Raw genomic sequence first — 16,295 nt, 5'->3', positions numbered from 1 at the left:
CTGCTAAGCCCACCGGCAAACCAAACCCCGATCCGTTGATACCGTGACAAGGTGAGTTCTGAGTTCCCCAGCCAGAACCCCCCGACGATAATCACCGCGGCAAACGGGACGACTGCCAGCATACTGACTACGAAATCGGCCGTGAGAACGGCTGGAAGCCCAGCGTCAGAAAAATAAAAGTAATTGCCGACGATTCCAAGCAGGAGGCCCCATCCAACTGCCTGAATAATGGCTGGCAGGCGATCTGAGCGACGATCTGGGTCTGTCACTTCCGCATCGATTTGTTGGGTGGGAATTTACTGTTACTGGCCAACGGAACAGGCGTGTGTCGAGTCCCACGCGCTGCCGTCCACCGAACTGCTAACGTGGTCTGTGCTTCCCGAGAGTTACTGTTTGGTGACGCGTGCGTCCGATACCTTGTGGATGTCGTCGTCGATCCCGGTGCCGTCACAGTCGTCATTCGGACATCGATAGTGCCAGCCGTCCTCTGTCGCCGCTCGCTCGGTAAACCGGTCACCACATTCGTCACAGTAGAGCTGCCCGTCCGAACACGTGTCGCGGTGGAGTTCGAGTTCGAGTTCTGTGCCGAAGGTCCGCTTGCAGTTCCGACAAATATGAGGCATATTCGAAGATACAGATTCATCCCTTATAGCGATACCGGAACGTTCACGGCCGCTTCTTTCCGTTGACGGAGGATTCGGGCCGCCCGCCGTCTGTCGATTTTCGATAGTTCATACACCTCATATCTTGGACAGTAATGGGTGCCAACGCTGACTACCAATGTACACATCTCGGCAACCCAGTTCGAGAGCAGACACACAAGACACCCTTCCAAGCGCTCCACGTATATCGTATGTCACAACGCCGCTATACTGTCGTCACGTCGATCCGTGTGCCGCCGGATTCGCTATCTCTGACTGACACCGTCCATCCGTGTGCCCGCGCCGCAGTGTCGACGAGGAACAGTCCGTATCCTTCCCCTTCCCGCGTCGTCCCGAAGCCCTGTTCGAACACGTTGTCGCGGTCTGATTCGGGAATCCCCGGGCCGTCGTCGGCCACGTAGAATCCCGACTCAGTGTCGCCGACGGTGACGGTCACCGGTCCCTCAGTGTGAGCGACGGCATTGTCGAACAGTTCGCGAAGCAGCAACTGCAGTCGGTCGTTTTCGGCGTCGATAGCCGCGTCTGTCGTCACTTCGAGCGTCGCGTCTTCGTAGCTCGCTGCGGCCCAGATTTCTCTCGCTACGTCAGCCAGCGAAAACGTCTCGGTCTTCGAGACCGGGCACGCGATGCTCCCGATACGCGAAAGGTCGGTGAGCAGCGACTCGACTCGGGTGACGGACCGAAGCAACGGTTCCTCGTGTGGCTCGCCGATGTCAAGCAGTTCCAGCCGGCCCATGACGACGTTCAGCGGGTTCTTCGCGTCGTGGGAGACGCCGCTGGAAATATCGTCCCACTGGCTGGCACCGACCCACCAGTCAGTCGGCCACCGGGTCGCGTACGCTTCGAGTTTCGCGGCCAGCAGGGCTGCCGGCGTCGCTGCGGTCACGTAATCAGTGACGCCGGCCCGGAGCGCTTCGGTGACCCGGTCCGGGTCGGGGTCGGTCCCGACGAGTACAATCGGGATATCGGTCCCCGCTGCCCGCAGTTCCTCGAATACCGCAACCCCGTCACAATCGCCGTCATCACTGATGACGACTCCTCTGATGTTCTCGTCAGTCAGCCGGTCCGGTACGTCGCTCGTGTCTGGGACCGCCTCGGCCGTTGCCCCGTCCGTGGTCAGCGCTTCGGAAAGTGCTCCAGCTAGAGCAGTCACTTCGCGACCGGCGACGAGATAGACGGTCCCACGAGCAGGCGTCATCCCATGATGTTACGAAAACGGATGATAAGAAACCGACGGTGCCCTACAGCAGGTCCTCGACGTGATCGGCGACTTCCTCGGGTGTGTCACCGACCGGGACGCCGTTGTCTTCTAGGGCGGTGATCTTCGACTGTGCGGTCCCGGTGCCAGAGCCGGAGACAATAGCGCCGGCGTGACCCATCCGCTTTCCGGGCGGCGCAGTCCGACCAGCGATGAAGCCGGCGACCGGCGTGTCCATGTGCTCGCCGATGTAGCGGGCGGCCTCCTCCTCGTCCTCGCCGCCGATTTCGCCGCACATGACGACGGCGTGGGTGTCGGGGTCCGCTTCGAACTGTTCGAGCGCGCCGATGAAGTCCGTCCCGATGATCGGGTCGCCGCCGATGCCGATGGCCGTCGACTGGCCGATGCCGCGGTTGGTGAGGTTGTCGACGACCTGGTAGGTCAGCGTCCCCGAGCGGGAGACGAGGCCGACGTTCCCCGACGAGAAGATGTTCCCCGGAAGGATGCCGAGTTTGGCGACGCCGGGCGTGATGACGCCGGGGCAGTTCGGGCCGACGAGGTGCGTGTCGGTCTCCTGCAGTTTGCGGTAGACCCGGGCCATGTCCTGGGTCGGGATGCCCTCGGTGATGGCGACGACGAGGTCGATGCCCTTCGCGTCGAGGGCCTCGAAGCACGCATCGCCGGCGAAGGCCGGCGGGACGAACACGACGGCGGCGTTCGCGTCGGCTTCGCGGGCCGCGCCCTGGACGGTGTCGAACACCGGCACGCCGGCGACTTCCTGCCCACCGCGGCCGGGCACTGCGCCGGCGACGACGTTCGTCCCGTACTCCAGCATCTGTTCGGTGTGGAACTTCCCTTCACCGCCGGTAATTCCCTGTACAACGACGCGTGTGTCTTCATCGACTAGAACACTCATGCTTCCACCTCCTTTGCGTACTCGACTGCACGCTGGACGGCGTCCTCCAGCGTGTGCTCGACCGTGACCAGATCTTCGTTCAGGATTTCCATCCCTTCCTCGGCGTTGGTCCCTGCGAGTCGGACGGTGACCGGCTTCGGAATCTCGTCGAACTGTTCTAGGGCCTGATTGATGCCGTTGGCGACCTCGTCACCGCGGGTGATACCGCCGAAGATGTTGAACACGACCGAATCGACGTTGTCGTCGGAGAACACCATGTCGAGGGCGTTCGCGATGCGGTCGGCCTTCGCGCCGCCGCCCACGTCGAGGAAGTTAGCCGGCTCGCCGCCGTAGTAGTCGACGAGGTCCAGCGTCGTCATCACGAGGCCCGCGCCGTTGCCGATGATGCCGACGTTACCGTCGAGTCGGACGTAGTCGAAGCCGTACTCGTCGGCCTTCTGTTCGAGTTCGTCGCCCTCTGCGGCTTCCTCGCCCATTTCCGCGATTTCGGGCTGACGGAACAGGGCGTCGCCGTCGATGTTCATGACGGCGTCGGCCGCGATGACCTCGTCGTCGCTGGTAATCATCAGCGGGTTGATCTCTGTGTCAGCGCCGTCGCGGTCGTCCCAGAGCTGGTACAGCGTCGTGAGGACGCTCGCAACGTCGTTTGCGACCTCGCGGTCGACGCCGGCCTCGTAGACGACTTTCCGGGCCTGGAACGGGTGCATCCCGAAGGCCGGGTCGATGTGTTCGCGAGCGATGGCGTCGGGGTCCTCCTCGGCGACCTCCTCGATGTTGACGCCACCTTTGGTGGAAACCATTGCGACCGGACGGCCCTCGCCGCGGTCCATCGTCACGCCGACGTACAGCTCGTTGACGAAGTCGACGGCCTCCTCGACGAGCACCTTCGAGACGTGGTAACCCTTGAGGTCCATCCCGAGGATGTCCTCGGCGGCCGCCTCGGCCTCGTCCTTGGACTCGACGAGCTTGATGCCGCCGGCCTTGCCGCGGCCGCCCACGTGGACCTGTGCCTTGATGGCGACCGGATATCCGATTTCCTCGGCCGCGTCCACGGCCTCATCTACTGTCTCGGCCAGCTGCGAGGCGGGCGTCGGGATGCCCGCGTCAGCGAAGACTTGCTTCGCCTGGTATTCGTGCAAGCGCATGTCATGCAGAAAGGCGAGCGGTGGCGATTTAAATCCGTCCGTTTCTCTTCTTGCGACCAAGCGGGGAGCGTCCCAGTTCATGTGGGCACCGCGAACGAGCCCGAAGGACGTTGTGCGTGGTACGAGATGGCAACTCAGGATGTGCGGGCACGTCCACGGTCGTCGGGTTCGATCCGATAGACCCACAGCGTCGCACTGCGAAGCGGGCGCATGGCCGACGACAGAGACGGACCCGAGGGTGTCGCCGACGAGACGCTCGACGCCGTGGCAGAGGCGCTTCGTACCGCCGGGACCGCCGTCGCGCTCACCGGTGCAGGCGTCTCGACGGCGTCGGGTATCCCCTCCTTTCGCGGCGAGGACGGCGTCTGGGAGCGCCACGACCCGGCCGACTTCCACCGCCGCCGGCTCGACGCCGACCCGGCGGGCTTCTGGGACGACCGACTCTCGCTCCGGGAGGCCATCTACGGCGACGTAGACCCCGACCCTAACGCTGCTCACGAGGCATTGACGGCGCTCGAATCAGCAGGCCACCTCGACGCTGTACTCACGCAAAACGTCGACGGACTCCACGACGACGCCGGAACGGACCGGGTCGTCGAACTCCACGGGACCCATCGGCGCGTGGTCTGTGACGACTGTGGCCACCGGCTGGACGCCGAGCCGGTGTTCGAGGCGGCCGCCGAGGCCGGCGACTTGCCCCCGCGATGTGACTGCGGTGGTGTCTACCGGCCCGACGTGGTGCTGTTCGGCGAACCGATGCCCGACGTAGCGATGAACGAGGCCCAGCGTCTCGCACGGGACAGCAACGTGTTTCTGGCGGCTGGGTCGTCGCTGTCGGTCCAGCCGGCGTCGCTCCTGCCGAAGATAGCTGCTGAGGCGGGGAGTACACTGGTCGTGATAAACTACGAGGAGACGCCGCGTGACGCGGCTGCGGCGCACGTGCTCCGAGCCGATGTCACGCAGGTGCTTCCGGCGATTGTCGAGCGGGTGTGACAGCGCGGAGACGGATCTAAAGCTCGACGCCGCCGGGGATGAGGCTCTGTCCGCGCAGGAGGCTCCCGTCGGGGTCGTAGACGAGCAGCGTCCGCAACTCGTAGGTCCGAGATTCGCCGTCGCCGTCAGTGAGACGGACCCTAAACTGTGGGTCTTCTTGCGCGTCCGCCGCGGAAACGAGCGCGTCCACGTCTGCCGTCGGTGCTGTCGCCTCGAAGACGTACTCACCGGTGAGTCGGTTCGTTAGCGAGAGCACGCCATCGCTTTCGGGCTGGCGGCGGAAGGTCACGTCAATGTCCTCGCCATCGAGTGTGCCACCGTCTACTTTGGTGAGGCGCTCGCGAAGCTCTCCTGTCGGCCCATCGTATACGATCGCGATCGTCGGGTCGTCGTTGTCGGTGGCCGAAGCTTGGATGTCGACAGTGAAGTAATCACGCCTCATTCCGGTGTTTACCGGTACGTGGCCCGGCCAAATGAACGTAACGGCGCACCGACTGTTGGTATCGGTAGCTTTTACCGGACCGGCCTACCCTCTGACAGTAGTATGGCCTGGGTGAAATCAGAGTACGCGGGCGAGTTCGCGGTGCTTGCGACGTGGCTCGTGGGACTGGCCCCGTGGTCGGTGTCGCTGTTCGAGATTGAAGGGGTGACTGTCGTCGGGCTTCGGTTTCTCCCGTTCCGGTTCCAGTTCATCTTCGGTGCGACGCTCCCCGGAGAGCGACCGTTTCTCTGGGCCTGGCAGGTCGCCGCGTTTCAGGAGTCGGACCCGCTTGCGCTCGCCGGGACACTTGGGGTCGCAGCCCTCGCTGTTTTCCTGTTGCCGCTCGCCCTCAGCCTCTATTACTACGCCGCTGAGGAGCGCGTTGAGGCGGCGCTCCCTGTGGACCCTGTCCGACTGTTCGGCGGACTGCTCGGCCTTGTGGGCGTTCTGACGCTCGCGGCCAGCGGGCTGTTCATCACGTCGTTTCCCGGCATCACCGTCCCCATCGGAACGCTCGTCGCCCTCGTGTTCGCCTACCTCCTTTTGACCGTCGACCGGGCGTGACAGCCACGCCGCGCGGTCCGTCCGACCGCTGGCGATTATACTCCTGATAATTTGGCGAGCGAATTTAAGTAGGTGGATACGATAGGGGAGGTATATTCCGCGGAGCGCCGGCCGCTCCCCACTACACTACCGATGTCGAACCCAGAATCTCCCAAACCCGGTGACATCGTTTCGGACCCGCTCGGCCACATCCAGTCGTGGCTCTCACGGACTGCGACGGTGTTGAGCGGGGCGGCGGTTCCGACGGCGAACTACGACCCCAGCCGCCACGGGACACTGGTCGATTTCGACGGCCTCGACGGCTATACCGAGGTCGAACGCTACTGGCTGAACGCGCCGTTTGCATTCGCCTCTATCAATCACGACCCGGGCCGCGATGAGCACCTGTATCAGGTCGTCGAGCCGTCGCTGACCGATTTTGAGCGGGAACTGCTCGACCGCCTGTTTGAAGACATCCGCATCCCGCTCATCTACCGCGACGACGTCGACACTGACCCAGAGCGCGTCCTCAAAGAAGAACTCGAAGCTAGGCTGGAGGAGTACGGCGTCGTCATCGAGCCGGAGACGTTCTACCGGCTGTTTTACTACCTGCACCGCTCCTTCCAGGGCTACGGCCACATCGACCCCCTGATGCACGACCCGGATATCGAGGACATCTCCTGTGACGGGGCGAACCTCCCCATCTTCGTCTACCACGACGGCTACACGGATATCGAGACGAACATCACCTACGACGCCGACGAACTGAACGACTTCGTCATCCAGCTGGCCCAGCGCTCGGGCCGGCACGTCTCCGTTTCGGACCCTGTCGTCTCCACGACGCTCCCGGACGGCTCGCGTATCGAACTGGCGCTTGGCGAAGAAGTGACCCCGCGCGGCTCCGCGTTCACCATCCGGAAGTACGCCGACGAGCCGTTCACGCCCATCGAACTGCTGGAGTACGGCACGTTTTCCGTCGAGATGCTGGCCTACCTCTGGCTCGCAATCGAATCCAACAAGTCGCTCATCTTCGCCGGCGGGACGGCGGCCGGTAAGACCACGTCGATGAACGCGCTGGCGATGTTCCTCCCGCCCCGGTCGAAGGTACTCTCAATAGAGGACACCCGCGAGCTGTCCCTGTATCACGATAACTGGCTTTCATCGGTCACCCGCGAGCGGCTGGATGATTCGGACATCACGATGTACGATTTGCTGCGGTCCGCGCTCCGGCACCGCCCCGAGTACATCATCGTCGGCGAGGTTCGGGGCGAAGAGGCAATTACGCTGTTCCAGGCGATGAACACCGGCCACACGACGTTCTCGACGATGCACGCGGACTCCGTACAGACGGTCATCAACCGACTGGAGAACGAACCTATCAACGTCCCGCGGCCGATGGTCCAGAGCCTCGACATCCTCTGTGTGCAGGTGCTGGCCCGCTCGGGCGACGAGCGCGTCCGCCGTGCGAAGACGCTCGCCGAGATCGAGGGTATCGACCAGCGGACAGGCGAACTGGACTACTCAACGACATATAATTGGCGGGCCACGGAGGACCGCTTCTCCGAGAACAACAGCGAGCTACTGGACGAGATCCGCGAGGAACGCGGCTGGACGCAATCGGAACTGCTCACCGAACTCCGCAACCGTCAGCGGTTCCTCCGCTATCTCCAGTCCGAGGGCATCACCGACTACCGCAAGTTCACGGCGATGGTCAACAAGTACTACGCGGACAAAGCGCAGGTCCTCGAAAACATCGACGACGGCGCGATAGCCTGACATGGCGCTGAACCCGCTCGGCCTGGCACCGCTCGCCGTCGTCGTCGGGATTCTCGGACTTGTCGGCTACAGCACCGTCAACGAGCGCTTCGACCGCAACGTCACGCGGCTGTCCCGACGGCTTTTCGGTCGGTACGTGGGACAGTCGCCCGAGCGGGAACGCCAGCTCGAAGCCGCATACGTCGACGAGACCTACCGCGGCTACGCCGCCAGAACGCTGGTGTACGCCTGCGCTGGTGCTGTTTCGGGGGCGATAACCGGTGCGTACGCTATCGGCGGCCTGCTGTTGATTTTGCCGGCGCTGGTGGAGCTTGCACAGGGGCTTCCCTCGACGATGGTGACTGCGTTCGGCCTGCGGACGTTCGAACTCGTGTTGACGCCGACACAGACGCTGTACATCCTCATCGGCGGCGGCGTGCTTTCCGGCGCGGTGACGGCCGGACTCACGTATCTCTACCGCTGGGAGCGACTGAAAAACCAGGCGGACGTGCGGAGCCGGAACATCGACGAGGGGATGGCCCGGACTATCGCTTTCATGTATGCGCTTTCCCGCGGTGGGATGTCCTTCCCGGATGTGATGCGCGTACTGGCCCGAAATCAGGAAATCTACGGCGACACGGCGAGGGAAGTCGGCGTCGCCGTCAGGGAGATGGACCTGTTCGGCCGGGACATGATCACGGCGCTCGAACACGTCTCCCGGCGGACCCCCAGCGAGCAGTTCAAGACGTTCACCGAGAACCTCTCCAGCGTCCTCCAGAGCGGCCAGTCGCTGGCCCCGTTCCTCCGCGAGCAGTACGAGCGTCATCAGGAGGAGGCCGCCGAGCGCCAGGAGGACCTGCTCGAACGGCTGGCGACGGTCGCCGAGGCGTACGTCACCGTGTTCGTCGCCGCCGTACTCTTCCTGATGACGATTCTGCTCGTGTTCGGCCTGACGACGACGGACACGCTCTGGCTGTTGCAGATGATGGCGTATCTCGTCATCCCGCTGGCCAACGTCGGGTTCATGGTGTACCTGGACATCAAGCTCCAGTCGCTCGGCATCGGGAGTGCCGGCACGACGGACGTTCTAGAGCGCTACGAGACGGCGACGCTGGGCAAGCCCGGCCTGGGGACCGGCCGCCTCGGTCTGACCGACGGCGGCGTCGCCCCGGCAGACGAGGCGAACTGGCTCCGGCTGCGGTTCTATGACCGCATCAAGTCGGTGCGGGACCTCCTCAGTGCCCCGGTCCAGTCGCTGGTCTGGAACCCGGTGTACGTCCTCTACCTCGCTGTCCCAGTCGCTGTGGTGCTACTGCTCCTCCGTGCCCCCGCGGCGTTCCAGACCTCGTCCGTCAACGTCCGCATCCTCGACGACTTCGTCATCCAGTCCGTCCTGCTGGTTCTGGGGCCATTTGCGCTGGTGCGGTTCGTCTACACCCAGCGGCTGTCCCGAATCGAGGACGCGACGCCGGACCTGCTCGAACGGCTGGCGAGCCTGAACGAGGCCGGGATGACCGTCGTCGAGAGCATCCGACGGGTCCGCGGCAGCGACATCGGCGTGCTCACCCAGGAGATGCACCGCATCTGGGCCGACATCCGGATGGGCGCGAACGTCGACGACGCGTTCGTCCGGTTCGGCCGCCGTGTCCAGACCACGGCGATAACGCGCATCGTGACGCTGCTGACCCACGCGATGCACGCCTCGGGCCAGCTCGGGCCGGTGTTCCGCATCGCGGCGACCCAGTCGCGGGCCGATCTCCGACTGAAACGGCGGCGACGCCAGCAGATGCTCACCTATCTTGTCGTCATCTACGTCGCCTTCCTGGTGTTTCTCGTCATCATCGTCGCTGTACAGGAAGTGCTCGTCCCGAGTCTCCCATCGAGCGTTCCGATGCCGGCCGGGGAGTCGAACCGCCTCGGTGTCGGCGTCGACCAGTTCGCCCGCTTTGGCCGCGTCGACAAGGCCGCGTACACGCTCGTATTCTTCCACACCGCCCTCATTCAGGCAGTTCTCACCGGCTTCATCGGCGGCCAGCTCGGCGAGGGAACGCTCAAGGACGGCGCGAAACACGCCGCAATTCTGCTGGGCGTCGCCTACGTCGCGTTCATCCTGCTGTCCTCGCCGGTCGCGTCGATGACGGTCACCAGCCCCGCCGTCTCCGGCGACCAGATAACGGTCGAATCAGCATCGCTGTCAGAGGGCGGGTTCATCGTTGTTCGGGAGTTCGAAGCGGACGGACGAGTACTCGGGACTTCCGAGTATCTCTCGTCAGGATCCCACAGCGATGTCCAGATAACGCTGGACAGGCCGCCGTCGACCGGCCGGTCGCTCGTGCTCGTCGCGCATCAGGACACCAACGGGAACCAGCAACTCGACTACCCCTTCAGCGACACGTCGGGGTCACCGGACCAACCGTATGCGTCGTCGACGGCCGGCGAGAACGTCACCGTCGAGTACACGGTCGAGTGACGCTGGATTTACGGTGCCCAGTCGGGTAGGGTGCGCTGATGGAGTTCGCCGCCTTCGCCGACCGGGCCGAGGAAATCGAGGCCGAGAGCGCCGACACCGCGATCACCGAGGCGGTCACCGACCTGTTCGCCGACGCGGGGTCGGACCTCTCGACGCTCGCTCGCTTCGTCCAGGGCCGGGTGTTCCCGGCCTACGAGTCCCGCACGCTCGATATCGGGCCGCGGCTCTGCTACGAGGCGATTGCCCGAGCAGCAGGCCAGAATATCAGTGCTGACGATGTTGAGGAGCGCCTCGCCGACATGGGCGAGATCGGGGCCGTCGCGGCCAGCTACGACCTCGGCGGCCAGCAGGGCCTCGCCGCGTTCGGCGCTGGCGGCGGGAGCGACGCCCTCACGGTGGCAGAACTCGACGCAGAGCTACGAGAGTTGGCCGCTGTCGACGGCAGCGGGAGCCAGGGGACGAAAGTCGACATCCTCTTTGGCCTGTTCTCGCGGTGCTCCCCGACCGAAGCCGGCTACCTCGCCCGGCTCGTCCTCTCGGAGATGCGCATCGGCGTCGGTGAGGGGACCGTCCGGGACGCCGTCGCGGCCGCCTTCGACGTGCCGGTCGAGGCAGTGGAACAGGCCGTACAGGTGTCGAACGACTACGGCACGGTCGCCGAGGTGGCCCGTGAGGAGGGCGAGGCGGGACTGGACACAATCACGCTCGAAGTCGGCCGCCCGGTCCAGGCGATGCTAGCCCAGGCGGGGACGGTGGCCGGCGCGCTCGAAGACTGGGACCGCGCCGCGGTCGAGTGGAAGTACGACGGCGCTCGCGTGCAGGTCCACTTCGACGGCGCGGACGCCCGGCTGTTCTCCCGGAACATGGAGGAGGTCACCGACCCGCTCCCGGAGGTGGTCGAGGCCGTCGAATCGGCGCTCGACGTACCGGCAATCCTCGACGGCGAGGTGGTCGCGGTCGACGGCGACGGCGACCCGCTCCCGTTCCAAGAAGTGCTGCGGCGCTTCCGCCGGAAACACGACGTGGCCGCGGCCCGCGAGGACGTGGCGGTCCGCCTGCACGCCTTCGACTGCCTGCACGCTGACGGCGAGGATCTACTCGACGCCCCGCTGGAGACGCGCCACGACCGCCTCGAATCGCTGTTCCCAGACGGGAGCGACGCCGTCTCGGAGATGTGGCTGTCCGGCGACTCCGAGGAGATCGAGGACCTGGAAGCGGCGGCCCTCGACGCCGGGCAGGAGGGCATCATGCTGAAGGACCCGACGGCGACGTACTCGCCCGGGAAGCGGGGCAAGCACTGGCGCAAGCGCAAGCCCGACGTGGAGACGCTGGACTGTGTCGTCACCGGCGCGGAGTGGGGCGAGGGCCGCCGGGCGAACGTGCTGGGGTCGTTCGAACTCTCGGTCCGAACCGACGACGGCTACGCCACCGTCGGCAACGTCGCGACGGGCATCACCGACGCGGAACTCGACGACCTGACCGAGCGCTTCGAGGCGCACATCCGCAGTGAGGACGGCCGCGACGTGACCGTTGACCCAGCCATCGTCTTCGAGGCCGGCTACGAGGAGATTCAGGCGTCCCAGTCCTACGATTCGGGCTACGCGCTTCGGTTCCCCCGATTCATCTCGGTCCGCGAGGACAAGACGCCTGACGACGCCGACTCGCTGGAGCGTGTCGAGCGGTTGGCGGCATCACAGTAACACCGCCGATGCTGGTCCGAGGTGGACCGACACGCGTAATGGGCCGCTCCGAGAACGCCCGTCTATGACAGTCAGACACGACGGCATCACCGCCGAGTGGCTCGGCTACGCGACCCTGCGGCTGGAGGGCGACGACACCGTGGTCTACTTCGACCCCGGCCGCTACGGCGTCCTTACCGGCGAGTGGGAGCCGGACACGCCCGGCGTCGGCCACCCGCCGACGCAGGACTATGCTCCCAAAGATGGGGACATCGTCTGCGTGACCCACATCCACCACTACGACCCCGACGGCATCCGGCGGGTCGCCGCCGAGGACGCCACCGTCGTCGCGTTCGAGGGTATCAATGTCCACGCCACCGACCGCGATCTCGACCGCCTCGCCGACCTCGACTACGAGGTCCGCAAGGTGTCGATGGAGGCCGACGTGCTGGTCGACGACGTCCCCATCTGGACGATGCCGGCCTACAACCACGAGGACGGCCGGAACGTGAAAGACGACGGCAGCCCCATCCACCCGAAGGGCATCGGCTGTGGCTTCCTCGTCTCGCTGGACGACACCCGCGTGTTCTGGCCCGGCGACACCGACGTGCTGGACGGCCACGCCGAACTCGACGTCTCGCTGTTCGTCCCCTCTATCGCCCAGAACTACACGATGAACCGCCACGAGGCCGCCGACCTCGCTGAAGCGATGGACCCGGACCTCGTCCTCCCGATGCACTACAACACGTTCGAGTCGCTGGAAGGGGATTCCGGTGCGTTCGCTGAGGATGTCGCAAAACGCGGCGTCCCGGTCGTTTTGGACGAGAACTAGTTAGAGGATACCCATCTCGTCCAGCCGCTCGGGCAGGTAGGTTTCGGTCACGAAGTCAAGCCCCCGCGAAGCGAGCGCCTGCTGTTCGGCCTTCTTGTTGATATCGAGCTGGAGTTCGATCTGTTCTTTCCAGAACTCCGTCTGGAACCGCGGGTCCTCCAGTTCGCTCTCCAGGGCGTTGATGTCGGAGTCCGACAGCGGGTCCGTCGGGAGTTCGTACTCGACGATGTCCTCCGGGCGGATGCCGATGAACTGTGCCTCGGGGGTCGCAAGGTACTCCGAGAGGTGCGCGCTCTTGATGGAGCCGTAGGAGACCGACCCGAAGATGCGGTACGACCACGGGTCACCGTCAGTGAATACCGTGACCGGGAGGTCGAGTTCGTCGTGGAGCCGCTTGATGAGCCGCCGGGTCGCCCGCGCTGGCTGGCCGCCGAGGTGGACGACCAGCGCGTCGTACTCGTCGTCGAAGCCGTTCTCGACGAGGCGGTCGCGCATACCGCCGGTCTCGACACAGAGGACGAACTTCGCGTCGTTGTCGAGGAACTCGATGGTGTCGGGGTTGTTCGGAATCTGGTAGCCGCCCTGTCCCACGTCGTCCTGGCAGTGGATTTCGCGGTCGCCGCGGTTGGTCTGCTCGCGGAGGAGCAACGGCCCCATCACCTTCGCGCCGGACTCCTCCGGGCGCATGTGGAAGTCCTCGCGCTTGACATCGGAGACAATCTCCAGGTCCTCGATGAGGTTGTTCGACTCGTCCTGCGTGTTGAACTGTGCCTCGTCGAGGTCCCAGGACTCCGAGAGGTAGTACAGTTCACGCAGGGTCGAAGAGCGGTCCTCCTCCAGTTGCTGGGAGAGGAAGTCGATGGTGTAGACCGCCTTCAGAATCTTCTCGGCCCCGGATATCGTCTTCGCCGACCGGGTGGAGTTCCGGTCGCCGTACACCCAGACCTGCTCGTCCTCGTCGAAGACGATGTTGGACTTGGTCCGGGTGGGGATGGTCATCGTCGGCACCTCGCCGTCGGCGAACTGGTCGTAGAAGTCCGCCGCGAGGTCGATGAGTTGCTCGCGCGCTTCCTCGGTGTCGGGTGTGGTGTCTGAGTCGGTACTCATATCAGGCGTTCACCGTGAGTTTCTCCTCTTCGACGCCGTCGACCGAGACGGTGAACTCGGCCTCGTCAGTCACGCTGTATTCGAGAACAGCGGTCTCGCCGGCTGCCACTGTTGGCGACCACTTGACGAACCACTCGCCGTCCATCTCGACGACCGTCGCGCCGTTGGCGACCTGCGGTTCAGCGGTGACGATGTCGGTCAGGTCCACGTCCGCGTTCGTGTCGTCGTTGTTCTCGATGCGGACCCGGACCGTGTCGCCCTCGACCTCCCGCTCGACGAGGACGTTGTTCATGATGCGAGCCAGCGAGTCGTCGATGTGCAGGTCGTCGTTGCCGGTCACCTCGGTGAGTTTCTCGGCCATCTCCGGCAGGATGGTCGCCAGTTTGTCCTGCTTCTCGCGGCGCTGTTGCATCGACTGGCGCTTGTTCAGGTAGCTCTTGAGTTCGCGGGCCGCCTCCCGGATGGCGAGTTCTATCTCGTCTTCCATCTCGGGGACGTTCGCGATGGCGTCTTTCGATTCGCTGGTGAAGGGCACGTTCGTCGAGGCGACGTGGACCATGATGACGGCCGGCCCCTTCGGGATGCCGGAGCCGCCGGGCTGGTCGAGGTTGTAGTTGCGCCAGCGGATGGACTTGACCACGTCCGTCGTGGCACAGGCCCCGCGCTGGTAGACCAGCGGGACCCGGTTGGCGAAGCGCATCACGTCGACTGTCCCTTCGGCTTCCAGTTCACCGCCGTAGGCGATACCGGCCTCGACGATGAACGGGTCGCCGCCGTGGACCGAGGCGTCCCGCGTCGAGGCGGCGTAGAAGTCCGCGTCGAACTCCTTTCGAAGCCCTTCTTCGACGAGTTCGGCGCTGATAGGCGAGAGGCAGTCCGTCGGCGGCGCGATGATGTCCGTCTCGCGCATCGCCGACAGCAGCTGGCTCGCAATGTCGCGGTCGTCGGCGATGTCGGTGACCTTCGGCGGCTCCTCCGGGACGCCCTCGGCAGTCGTCCAGAGCGCTTCGAGGACGTTCTCACGGGCGGTCTCGCCGTAAGTAGCGTCGTCCTGCTCCTCGGTCATGTCGGCAGCGCGGTCGATGTAGCCCCGAAGTTCGTCGCGGGTCAGCCGGTGGCGGCCGTCGTCGAATTTATCGGCCAGCCGACTCGCCAGTCCCTCGATTGCGGCGTCGTCTTTGCGTTTCGTCGTCACGTCGTCGATGAGGGCGTAGAGGTCGGTGGTCAGCTCGGCGGTGACCGCGCCCCACGCGGCCTCGACGGCGTTTTCCCGCACCGTCGCGCCGAACGTGGTATCGCTGTCAGCCTCGGCCTCGTCTGCGGCTTCGTCGACGATGGCTTCGACCTCGTGGTACGCGACCCGGTCGCGGTCGTGGATAGCGTCGGAGACCGCGGCGGCGAAGGTCGCGGTCGTCTCCGCGCCCTTGTTGGCAACGGCGTCCTCGACGGCGGCCTCGACGTCGGCGTCCTCGTTGACCTTCGGCGGCTGCCAGGCCATGCCCCGGCCGTAGTGGCGGTCGTTGAAGTTCGCGATGACGCTGTCGGCCGTCTTGCCGCCGACGCGGGTGAACTCCTCCTGCATGAACCCCGAGACGGAGTAGGAATCGGTCGCTTCGAGCATCTTCAGCAGGGTCCCCAGTTCGACGCCGTGGGGGTGGGGTCGAATCTCCTCGGTCTCGTCGGGGAGGTCAGCGCCCTCCGCGCGCTCGAACTTCAGGGACTCCTCCAGCCCCGGCTCGTCGAACTCGATGCGTGCGTGGGGGTTGACGACGGCGGTGTCCTGAATGTAGTCCCGCAGCGTCGAGCGAGCCCGCATGTTGGCCTCCATCTCCAGCTCGATGCGGGTCCCGTGAGGGCGCTCCCAGGTCGTCGTCTCGTCGACGCTGATTTCCGGTTCGTTGGTGTCCGTGTCGACGATGAGTTCGAAGTACTGGGCCTCGTCCTGGCCCTTGGGCCGCGAGGTTATCTTCGCGGGCTTGCCGGAGGTCAACTGCGAGTAGAGCACGGCCGCGGAAATCCCGATCCCCTGCTGGCCGCGGTTCTGCTCTCTGGCGTGGAACCGGGAGCCATAGAGGAGCTTTCCGAATATCTTCGGAGCCTGCTCTTTCGTGATGCCGGGGCCGTTGTCCTCGACGACCAGCCGGTAGTAGTCGCCGGCCTCCTGAATCTCGACGTAGATATCGGGGAGAATACCGGCCTCCTCGCAGGCGTCGAGCGCGTTGTCGACGGCCTCCTTGACGGCCGTGACGAGCGCCCGGGCCTCCGAGTCGAAGCCCAGCATGTGTTTGTTCTTCTCGAAGAACTCGGCGATGGAGATGGCCCGCTGGGATTCGGCCAACTCCTCGGCGATCCCCTCGCCCTCGCCGAGTCGCGACTGATACGAGGTCATTGTCGTGCGGTACGTACCCGCGTCGGGGTTAAAAGGTAATCGCCACCGGAGTGAAAGTGAACGCTGTCCCCGAAACTGCGGCCCCGCGCGCGTGCGGGAGCTTTATACGTGCCCCTCTATTAGAA

Annotated in this window: 13 protein-coding genes and 1 pseudogene; 6 read left to right on the top strand and 8 right to left on the bottom strand. The window is 64.9% G+C overall.

The features are described 5' to 3' along the window. The 5 genes and pseudogenes from AMS69_RS20955 to sucC form a co-directional block, all read right to left on the bottom strand. Positions 1 to 269, bottom strand: a pseudogene (locus AMS69_RS20955) (sensor histidine kinase); the annotation flags it as partial. A 117-nt stretch (positions 270 to 386) separates the two neighbouring features. After that, positions 387 to 623 (bottom strand): hypothetical protein, encoded by a 237-nt coding sequence (locus AMS69_RS18275; protein WP_004593153.1) that lies wholly within the window; start codon positions 621 to 623, stop codon positions 387 to 389. Between the two features lie 244 nt (positions 624 to 867). After that, a complete protein-coding gene (locus AMS69_RS18270; RefSeq protein ID WP_053969469.1) occupies positions 868 to 1,860 on the bottom strand; it encodes an ATP-binding response regulator in 993 nt (330 codons plus the stop codon). A 43-nt stretch (positions 1,861 to 1,903) separates the two neighbouring features. Continuing rightward, positions 1,904 to 2,776 (bottom strand): succinate--CoA ligase subunit alpha, encoded by an 873-nt coding sequence (sucD, locus tag AMS69_RS18265; RefSeq protein WP_004962346.1) that lies wholly within the window; start codon positions 2,774 to 2,776, stop codon positions 1,904 to 1,906. Continuing rightward, complete coding sequence (gene sucC / locus AMS69_RS18260; RefSeq protein WP_053969468.1) at positions 2,773 to 3,921, bottom strand: ADP-forming succinate--CoA ligase subunit beta; 1,149 nt, start codon at positions 3,919 to 3,921, stop codon at positions 2,773 to 2,775. The genes sucD and sucC overlap by 4 nt, the downstream gene beginning before the upstream one ends. Before the next feature lie 210 nt (positions 3,922 to 4,131). On the opposite strand from sucC, the gene AMS69_RS18255 reads away from it, so the two are divergent. Continuing rightward, positions 4,132 to 4,914 carry an NAD-dependent protein deacylase gene (locus tag AMS69_RS18255; protein WP_053969467.1) on the top strand — a complete coding sequence of 261 codons (783 nt, stop codon included), beginning with the start codon at positions 4,132 to 4,134 and terminating at the stop codon, positions 4,912 to 4,914. Between the two features lie 16 nt (positions 4,915 to 4,930). Here the strand turns inward: AMS69_RS18255 and AMS69_RS18250 are convergent, their stop codons facing one another. Further along, positions 4,931 to 5,356, bottom strand: coding sequence for a DUF5793 family protein (locus tag AMS69_RS18250; RefSeq protein WP_053969466.1), 426 nt, complete (start codon positions 5,354 to 5,356; stop codon positions 4,931 to 4,933). A gap of 102 nt (positions 5,357 to 5,458) precedes the next feature. Here AMS69_RS18250 and AMS69_RS18245 point away from each other — a divergent pair, with 102 nt between their 5' ends. From AMS69_RS18245 to AMS69_RS18225, 5 genes are all read left to right on the top strand, one after another. Further along, entirely contained in the window at positions 5,459 to 5,959 is a 501-nt protein-coding gene (locus AMS69_RS18245; protein ID WP_053969465.1) for a TIGR04206 family protein, read from the top strand. Between the two features lie 132 nt (positions 5,960 to 6,091). Further along, on the top strand, positions 6,092 to 7,714 hold the full coding sequence (locus tag AMS69_RS18240; RefSeq protein ID WP_053969464.1) for a type II/IV secretion system ATPase subunit: 1,623 nt from the start codon (positions 6,092 to 6,094) through the stop codon (positions 7,712 to 7,714). A gap of 1 nt (position 7,715) precedes the next feature. After that, positions 7,716 to 10,163, top strand: a complete 2,448-nt coding sequence (locus tag AMS69_RS18235; RefSeq protein ID WP_053969463.1) for a type II secretion system F family protein — start codon at positions 7,716 to 7,718, stop codon at positions 10,161 to 10,163. A gap of 38 nt (positions 10,164 to 10,201) precedes the next feature. Beyond that, the gene (ligA, locus tag AMS69_RS18230) at positions 10,202 to 11,863 is read left to right on the top strand and encodes an ATP-dependent DNA ligase LigA (protein ID WP_053969462.1); all 1,662 of its coding nucleotides are present in this window, start codon (positions 10,202 to 10,204) and stop codon (positions 11,861 to 11,863) included. Positions 11,864 to 11,927: 64 nt separating this feature from the next. Next, positions 11,928 to 12,674 carry an MBL fold metallo-hydrolase gene (locus AMS69_RS18225; RefSeq protein ID WP_053969461.1) on the top strand — a complete coding sequence of 249 codons (747 nt, stop codon included), beginning with the start codon at positions 11,928 to 11,930 and terminating at the stop codon, positions 12,672 to 12,674. Here the strand turns inward: AMS69_RS18225 and AMS69_RS18220 are convergent, their stop codons facing one another. Both AMS69_RS18220 and AMS69_RS18215 read right to left on the bottom strand, forming a co-directional pair. Next, complete coding sequence (locus AMS69_RS18220; RefSeq protein WP_053969460.1) at positions 12,675 to 13,781, bottom strand: DNA topoisomerase IV subunit A; 1,107 nt, start codon at positions 13,779 to 13,781, stop codon at positions 12,675 to 12,677. A 1-nt stretch (position 13,782) separates the two neighbouring features. Next, complete coding sequence (locus tag AMS69_RS18215; protein WP_053969459.1) at positions 13,783 to 16,170, bottom strand: DNA topoisomerase VI subunit B; 2,388 nt, start codon at positions 16,168 to 16,170, stop codon at positions 13,783 to 13,785. Positions 16,171 to 16,295: the final 125 nt, after the last annotated feature.

The sequence above is a fragment of the Haloarcula rubripromontorii genome, from assembly GCF_001280425.1.
GTDB lineage: Archaea > Halobacteriota > Halobacteria > Halobacteriales > Haloarculaceae > Haloarcula > Haloarcula rubripromontorii.
Note: the sequence above shows the minus strand (reverse complement) of the source record. Positions and strands in the feature narration are given on the sequence as shown.

Bases quoted from the DNA above. Each gene is read 5' to 3' on its own strand.
- AMS69_RS18270 (WP_053969469.1), bottom strand. From the start codon at position 1,860: ATGACGCCTGCTCGTGGGACCGTCTATCTCGTCGCCGGTCGCGAAGTG.
- AMS69_RS18220 (WP_053969460.1), bottom strand. From the start codon at position 13,781: ATGAGTACCGACTCAGACACCACACCCGACACCGAGGAAGCGCGCGAG.
- sucD (WP_004962346.1), bottom strand. From the start codon at position 2,776: ATGAGTGTTCTAGTCGATGAAGACACACGCGTCGTTGTACAGGGAATT.
- AMS69_RS18275 (WP_004593153.1), bottom strand. From the start codon at position 623: ATGCCTCATATTTGTCGGAACTGCAAGCGGACCTTCGGCACAGAACTC.
- AMS69_RS18235 (WP_053969463.1), top strand. From the start codon at position 7,716: ATGGCGCTGAACCCGCTCGGCCTGGCACCGCTCGCCGTCGTCGTCGGG.
- AMS69_RS18255 (WP_053969467.1), top strand. From the start codon at position 4,132: ATGGCCGACGACAGAGACGGACCCGAGGGTGTCGCCGACGAGACGCTC.
- AMS69_RS18225 (WP_053969461.1), top strand. From the start codon at position 11,928: ATGACAGTCAGACACGACGGCATCACCGCCGAGTGGCTCGGCTACGCG.
- ligA (WP_053969462.1), top strand. From the start codon at position 10,202: ATGGAGTTCGCCGCCTTCGCCGACCGGGCCGAGGAAATCGAGGCCGAG.
- AMS69_RS18215 (WP_053969459.1), bottom strand. From the start codon at position 16,170: ATGACCTCGTATCAGTCGCGACTCGGCGAGGGCGAGGGGATCGCCGAG.
- AMS69_RS18240 (WP_053969464.1), top strand. From the start codon at position 6,092: ATGTCGAACCCAGAATCTCCCAAACCCGGTGACATCGTTTCGGACCCG.
- AMS69_RS18250 (WP_053969466.1), bottom strand. From the start codon at position 5,356: ATGAGGCGTGATTACTTCACTGTCGACATCCAAGCTTCGGCCACCGAC.
- AMS69_RS18245 (WP_053969465.1), top strand. From the start codon at position 5,459: ATGGCCTGGGTGAAATCAGAGTACGCGGGCGAGTTCGCGGTGCTTGCG.
- sucC (WP_053969468.1), bottom strand. From the start codon at position 3,921: ATGCGCTTGCACGAATACCAGGCGAAGCAAGTCTTCGCTGACGCGGGC.